The organism is Bacillus cereus group sp. MYBK227-1 (assembly GCF_051916325.1).
Lineage (GTDB): Bacteria > Bacillota > Bacilli > Bacillales > Bacillaceae_G > Bacillus_A > Bacillus_A cereus.
In genome coordinates, this window is the sequence record NZ_JBQAGK010000007.1 from 200,355 (window position 1) to 206,510 (window position 6,156).

Sequence of the window (6,156 nt, forward strand, 5' to 3'; positions counted from 1 at the left end):
GTAATTTGCAAAATCATGTGAAAGTGTACAGACAGAGGGAATGACAGAAATCCGTAGTTAAAAACGACTATGAATTTCTGTCTTTTTATTTTATTAAGGAGGATTTTAGCGTGAATTTATTTGAACTGTTCGATTTAGAGGTAAGAGAAAACATAATAGTACAAGATGTGAGGACAGATAAACAAGTTCGCAATCGATACAGCTATGATGTTGGTGAGAAATTAGTAGGAGCTAAGAAAGAGCTAAGAGCCTTAAAAGAATCATTTTTAGTATCATTTTCTTTAGAAGTTTTAGCAGAAATTGAAAAAGAATCTCCAGTAGAGGCGCTAAATGCATTGGATCGAAATACATTGATTCCATTTTCCTTTGAACTAGAAAAAGAAAATGATATCCCGGCACGTGTTGCAAAGTTAAAGCAATTACTAGTGGGCAGAATTGATAAGAAGCCAATTGTAGATACACCGACTGCAAGGAAACTGTATGTGCAAGCGTGTAGAAGAATATGGCATGATATACAGTCAGTACATACCTCAGAACAATGGATAGATCTTGTTGGTTCTTACGGTAAGGAAATGAAAAATGGTTGGTATGCATTTAAAAGAGATAAGAATGTCACGTACACATTTAAAAGAATGGTAGAAGAATATTTTGATGAGTTTGTTGATGCAGATGGTATGGAGTTATTAATATTAGGAAAGAAATTCATATCACTTTGTACAAATTCAAAAAGTATTAATTCTACGTATCTTCGTGTATCACATGAACTAACATGGAATGATTTACTTACAAAAAAGGTTACGACTCGTAAGAAGTCTGCAGCTGCTTGGAGTAGGAAACTGCCAGAAACTCTCCAGAGAAAAGGACCAGGAATAGAATTTGCTACCAAACCTGAAGAAGTAGTTGCTATGTTTGGGTTAAAGGGGATGCAATTTGGTCATTATTGCACCGAACAATATGCAAAAGAGCATATTAGTCATGTATTTGAAGCGTTACATGATGTAGCTCGTATATTGGGAATTCCACCTGAGTATTTAGGGCTAGGAGGACGCTTAGGGCTGGCAATTGGTGCGAGAGGAAGCGGCAATGCATTAGCACATTATGAACCTTCTACCAAAGTCATTAATTTAACTCGTGATAATGGAGTTGGGGCATTGTGTCATGAATGGGGACATGCACTGGATCATTTCTTATATGATTGTAGTCATGATTTTAAAAATGGTAGCCTTGCTTTCCTATCAAGTGGGAAGAGTATCGGAAATATTTTGCCTGCTATTATTAAGGAAAAGATGCAAGCTGTGCTAGATGCCTGTAAACAAGGAAAAGTGGCCAGAGTAATTAATGTGGAAAGTGCTTATGATAGAAAGTGGTATTTCTATGGTAGTGTCATCAATAGTTATGATGTATGTAAGGGAAATGTGTCAGGTATTCTAGAATCCTATCACTTAAGTTCGTACAAAAAGCTGGATACCTTATCAGGGGCAGCTAAGACGCGTATGGAACGTAAGCTTGAAAAAGAATTTGAGAAAACCGCACAAATGTTGGCTGCTTATCACTATAAAAAAACAGGCGAAAAACTTAATGAAATATCGTATCAAGCGAAAGGGTCTGTATACTTTGATACAGCCATTCAGTTAGATAAGAAGAGAACCAAAAAGTATTGGTCTACGAATCATGAGATGTTTGCTAGAGCATTTGAAGCATATGTAGAATCAGCTTTGCTAGATCAAGAACATAGAAATGATTATTTAGTTTGTGGTACATATTCTTTTGTATATCCGTTAGGAGAACAAAGAGAATATCTGAATAGAAGTATAAAGAGTTTAATGGAAGTAGCAATTCCATATATAATAAACAGTATACAAGGAGTGGGGAATAATGAATTATAACATTCAAAAAGGTCAATTTCGTTTAACGAGTGCTTATCCAAGAGGTAGCTGGTGGGAATTTTACCGTGTCACGTGTCCGATTTGTCATGATACAGGTAATTGCATGCTGCATATTTCGCAAGAGAAGGTTGCATGTACGCGTGTAGAAAGTAAATGGATTTATGGAAAAAATACGGGAAATCCAAGCTACATTCACTACATAAATGGAAAAGATAAGTATCAATTGCCTGAGGCAGATGAAGTTCAAATTCATGATAAGAAAAGTAATGAAGAATTAGATGTGATTAATCGTAAGTTAATGGATTTCATACCATTACAGGAGCATCATCATACACATTTATTAAAAGATAGAAAAATGACTGAAGAACAAATACAAATACGTCAATATCGATCTTTCTTAAAACAACAAATTGTGTTAGATGAGGATAATACGTATACGACTGTTTGGGAGCAGTTATTTAAACAGATGGGGAATAAAAACTGTTGGCAGGGCGTCCCGGGCTTTTATGAGATGAGGAAAGGTCAACTTTCTCTTCGTTTGATGTCAGGATCTCCTGGTATATTGATTCCTTTTCGAAACCAGTACAATCAAATTGTTGGATGGCAGGTTCGTGTGGATGAAGTGAAAAACTCCGTGCATGTGAAATCGGCATCTCCTGGAGTTCAAGCGGAATTAATCGAGCAGCCTAATGTTGTAAAGATAACTAAAGATGGTGATTGTATCTTTGAAGGCGAACTAGAAGTGAGCAAAAAGGTAGAGATTCCATTTCAAGAGGGACAAATTGTTGTAAAGATCCATAAAGGGCAAAAATATCTATGGCTCTCATCAGCAAACAAAAATCAAGGGACTGGTGCAGGTGGTAGTGAAAATCCACTTCCTGTACATGTAGCGGTACCAAGTTCTCATTTAAAACATTGGAATTCTGGTACATTGCATCAAACGAAATCAGTGATGATCACAGAAGGACCTATGAAAGCCGATTTGATTGCTGATTTGATTCCAGAGAGATTTAATAAAGAGGAGATTTCTGAAATAGGAACAACGGTTCTAGCGATTCCTGGTGTAAATGCTTGGCGAATTGCTATGCCTGTATTAAAGGATATGGGTGTAGAAAATGTCTATTTAGCGTTTGATGCCGATTTAGTAGAGAATCAAAAAGTAAGGAAAGCTCTTATAGACTTTGCGACAGAGTTAAAGCGAGTGGGCTATAACGTAGTTATTGCAGCATGGAACCCAACACAAGGGAAAGGTCTCGATGATGCAATGCAAGCTTCTTTCAAGCCCGTTTTTCGCACAATATAATAAATCATATTATTTTAGCTAGGGGATTTTATATAAAAGAAAGGTGTGTATGAAGGATATGGATATTATGCAACAATTAATGGACGTAGACAAAAAAGCTAGGGAACAAGAAAGAATGGAACTCATTCAACGATTTTATAGTGAAGGAGTTTCTATCACGACAATTGCAAATGCGACAAATATGTGTGAAGAGGATATTTCGTATATATTAAATAACTAGTATCCATATTTGGTGAGATGAATAGAGGGGGAAAAGATAGAATTGTAATTCTATCTTTTTTTTATGTCCTAAAATACAATTTTAAAACGAGAAAGGTAGAGGAAGAACATGAGTGTCTATGTAAAAAAGAATCTAGTAAATTTACGAGTTGATTATGCTTTTAAGCGTCTGTTTGGAGTAGAAGGAAATGAAGATATATTAATAGGGTTTCTTAATGCGGTACTACAATCATCTATTGATGAAGAAATTACATCTTTGCACTTAGATGATCCGCATCTTCCAAGAGAGCAGAAGGATGATAAATTATCTATTTTAGATTTGCGAGCTACTCTGAATAATGGTATAAAATTAAATATAGAGATTCAAGTTCGAGACAAAAAAGATATGATAGAGCGTTCTTTGTTCTACTGGGCTGGCATGTATTATTCTCAAATGACTCAAGGGATGAAGTACACAGAATTAAGACCAACCATTTGTATTAACATAGTAGATTTCATTCTGTTTCCAGAAGAGCAAGAGTTTCATAATGTTAATACAGTGATGAACAAGAAATCGAAGCGCATTATTACTGAAAATATGCAGTTGCATTTTCTTGAAATTCCAAAAGTGATTCAAGAATGGCGAGGAGAACGAATGAATCCATGGGAAAATTCTTTAGCGCGTTGGTTATTATTATTCCCTGCGCATGAGGATGAGAGATTAACAACAATCCTGGAGGCGATAGCAATGGAAAAAGATCCAGTTTTGAAAAAAGCAATAGAGGATTGGGAGCGTTTAAGTAGCGATAAGGATTTTTTACGCTTATATGAGGCTAGAGAAAAAGCAATAAAAGATAGAATATCAGAAATAGAAACGGCAGAAGAAAAAGCCGCAGAAATAGCTACCAAGAAAGCCACTGAAGAGACTAGAATTGCAACTAAGATAGAGATGATTCACAATTTAATTCATGTCGGTGTACCTATAGAGAAAGTAGCGAAAGCCACTGAATTAAGTGTGGAAGAGGTTAATGAAATTCTAAAAAATAAAGAGTAAATATAAATGGTATAAAACAGGTAGTTGTGATTACAAACAATTACCTGTTTTTTTATTTTTGATAGATGCCCATTTTGTGATTACAACTATATTTTTTCTTAAGCTATAATGAAATTAAGAGAATATATGCAAAGAAAGAGGAAATAAATATGAAGGTAACCAGGGATACGCTACATGAAATGATAGACAAGGTAAATGAAACTGAATTACATGATATATACGATGTGTTGCAATCTATCTTAAATAGTAATGAAATAATAATTAACCCTAGAGAGGCAGCATTAAGAAAAGCGAAAAAAATAGAAGTTGTTTCGGTTGCATTAGATTCATTTTTCGAAGAGAAAGAATAATTATATACTTACTGTGTAATTTTTACATACTTAAGGGGTGTAATATTGCAAATAAAGTCGTTAGAGGTATGTTAATATGCAAAAGGAAAAAGAAGGTTATTATGTACATGTGTATACACTGAGAGACAAAAGTACAAAGTCAATAAAAATAAAACCATCGCGCTCATTGAAAGAGGAAATGAATGTTTTAGGTCTTAAGGACAGTGATATTTTTCAAATTCAAATGGTATGGTACGATCCAAACCAAGAGGTTAAAAAATAATAAAGATGTAAATAAGGGGTTGTATTTTTAAAATCGTATTGCTATAATATAAACGTAATAAGATTTTACAATAAAATATAAATTTAATCAGTTCGCATATAAGAGAAGACCTCAATATGCGCCATGTCCTTAGGGGACGTGTGCGTGTATTGGGGTCTTTTTGCGTTTTGCGAGCAAAAACATCCGGAGGTGCAGGAATTATGTTGAATTGGTTGTCTGCAAAACTTATGACAACATCAGTAGGAGATTTCTTACTGGCAAAAAATAGTTTTTCGAAAGGGCTTGGTGGTAATGGTGGTGGCGGTAATGCTGAAACCGTTCAAAAAAGCATGAACACTTTGGTGAAAACCTTAATTGGTTTTGGGGGAATTTGGGTGGCAGCTTGCGTTGTATTTGCAGCTATTAAACTATCTGGAGCACAAGGGAAGAACCCTGAAAACCGTACACAAGCTATGATTGGTTTAGCTTGCGCGGCAATTGGAGGCTTTGTCATGATCAAAGCTTACGATATCGCTGCTTGGGTTACGACAATCTAACATAAGAGTTTGTACAAGCTCTCCTCTATTTGGGGAGAGCTTCTCTTATACAAGGGAGGAAACAAAATGAGAAAAGTAACCGTTCCTGTTGATATGACTTCGGAACAAAAAACACTATTAGGTGTGCTGAGCAAACGCCAATTGATTTATCTATTAGGTGGCGGAGCATCCCTTTATTTATATGTACCATTTTTATGGCGACTATTTGCACCTATTGATGCGGTAGTAGCATTTTTTATTTGCTTAATTTTAGCACTACCGACGGTAATAGGTGTCATAACGTTTGCGTTTATATATAAAGAAAAACAACACATGTATCTAGATAAGTATCTACTTATCAAAATGCGTAGCCGTTCCGAAAAAGGTAAGTGGAGAAAAGGGTACGAGCCAACTACATGGGCAAAGGAGAACTTATAAATGTTAGAAATGATATATTTTGCAGCGATAGCCATTGTGGGATTTTTCTTTTATCGGAAAATGAATGGAAAACCGCTGTTTGGTTCTAAGAAAAAAGGGAAAAAGCAAGGTGGAGTAGAGAAACACACTACTGAAAAAGCTGGAAAGAAA

At 35.4% G+C, this 6,156-nt stretch carries 8 protein-coding genes; all 8 read left to right on the forward strand.

Going from position 1 to position 6,156, the window contains the following annotated elements; genetic code table 11:
* Nucleotides 1–110: 110 nt before the first annotated feature.
* The 8 genes from ACTFRM_RS25265 (at nucleotide 111) to ACTFRM_RS25300 (ending at nucleotide 6,006) form a co-directional block, all read left to right on the forward strand.
* Nucleotides 111–1,886, forward strand: coding sequence for an LPD1 domain-containing protein (locus ACTFRM_RS25265; RefSeq protein ID WP_001048049.1), 1,776 nt, complete (start codon nucleotides 111–113; stop codon nucleotides 1,884–1,886).
* Nucleotides 1,876–3,189 carry a DUF3854 domain-containing protein gene (locus ACTFRM_RS25270; protein WP_001108747.1) on the forward strand — a complete coding sequence of 438 codons (1,314 nt, stop codon included), beginning with the start codon at nucleotides 1,876–1,878 and terminating at the stop codon, nucleotides 3,187–3,189. The genes ACTFRM_RS25265 and ACTFRM_RS25270 overlap by 11 nt, the downstream gene beginning before the upstream one ends.
* Before the next feature lie 67 nt (nucleotides 3,190–3,256).
* Nucleotides 3,257–3,409 (forward strand): hypothetical protein, encoded by a 153-nt coding sequence (locus tag ACTFRM_RS25275; protein WP_193533723.1) that lies wholly within the window; start codon nucleotides 3,257–3,259, stop codon nucleotides 3,407–3,409.
* A 108-nt stretch (nucleotides 3,410–3,517) separates the two neighbouring features.
* Complete coding sequence (locus tag ACTFRM_RS25280; RefSeq protein ID WP_000118202.1) at nucleotides 3,518–4,441, forward strand: Rpn family recombination-promoting nuclease/putative transposase; 924 nt, start codon at nucleotides 3,518–3,520, stop codon at nucleotides 4,439–4,441.
* Between the two features lie 149 nt (nucleotides 4,442–4,590).
* Nucleotides 4,591–4,791 (forward strand): hypothetical protein, encoded by a 201-nt coding sequence (locus tag ACTFRM_RS25285; RefSeq protein WP_000869336.1) that lies wholly within the window; start codon nucleotides 4,591–4,593, stop codon nucleotides 4,789–4,791.
* Between the two features lie 76 nt (nucleotides 4,792–4,867).
* Entirely contained in the window at nucleotides 4,868–5,053 is a 186-nt protein-coding gene (locus ACTFRM_RS25290) for a hypothetical protein (RefSeq protein WP_440021072.1), read from the forward strand.
* 116 nt (nucleotides 5,054–5,169) lie between these two features.
* Nucleotides 5,170–5,589 (forward strand): hypothetical protein, encoded by a 420-nt coding sequence (locus tag ACTFRM_RS25295; RefSeq protein ID WP_001216651.1) that lies wholly within the window; start codon nucleotides 5,170–5,172, stop codon nucleotides 5,587–5,589.
* 66 nt (nucleotides 5,590–5,655) lie between these two features.
* Nucleotides 5,656–6,006 carry a PrgI family protein gene (locus ACTFRM_RS25300; protein WP_001233532.1) on the forward strand — a complete coding sequence of 117 codons (351 nt, stop codon included), beginning with the start codon at nucleotides 5,656–5,658 and terminating at the stop codon, nucleotides 6,004–6,006.
* Nucleotides 6,007–6,156 lie beyond the last annotated feature (150 nt).

What these genes read in the sequence shown, in the direction of transcription:
- ACTFRM_RS25270 (WP_001108747.1), top strand. Translation starts at nt 1,876, where the DNA reads ATGAATTATAACATTCAAAAAGGTCAATTTCGTTTAACGAGTGCTTAT.
- ACTFRM_RS25275 (WP_193533723.1), top strand. Translation starts at nt 3,257, where the DNA reads ATGCAACAATTAATGGACGTAGACAAAAAAGCTAGGGAACAAGAAAGA.
- ACTFRM_RS25280 (WP_000118202.1), top strand. Translation starts at nt 3,518, where the DNA reads ATGAGTGTCTATGTAAAAAAGAATCTAGTAAATTTACGAGTTGATTAT.
- ACTFRM_RS25285 (WP_000869336.1), top strand. Translation starts at nt 4,591, where the DNA reads ATGAAGGTAACCAGGGATACGCTACATGAAATGATAGACAAGGTAAAT.
- ACTFRM_RS25290 (WP_440021072.1), top strand. Translation starts at nt 4,868, where the DNA reads ATGCAAAAGGAAAAAGAAGGTTATTATGTACATGTGTATACACTGAGA.
- ACTFRM_RS25295 (WP_001216651.1), top strand. Translation starts at nt 5,170, where the DNA reads ATGCGCCATGTCCTTAGGGGACGTGTGCGTGTATTGGGGTCTTTTTGC.
- ACTFRM_RS25300 (WP_001233532.1), top strand. Translation starts at nt 5,656, where the DNA reads ATGAGAAAAGTAACCGTTCCTGTTGATATGACTTCGGAACAAAAAACA.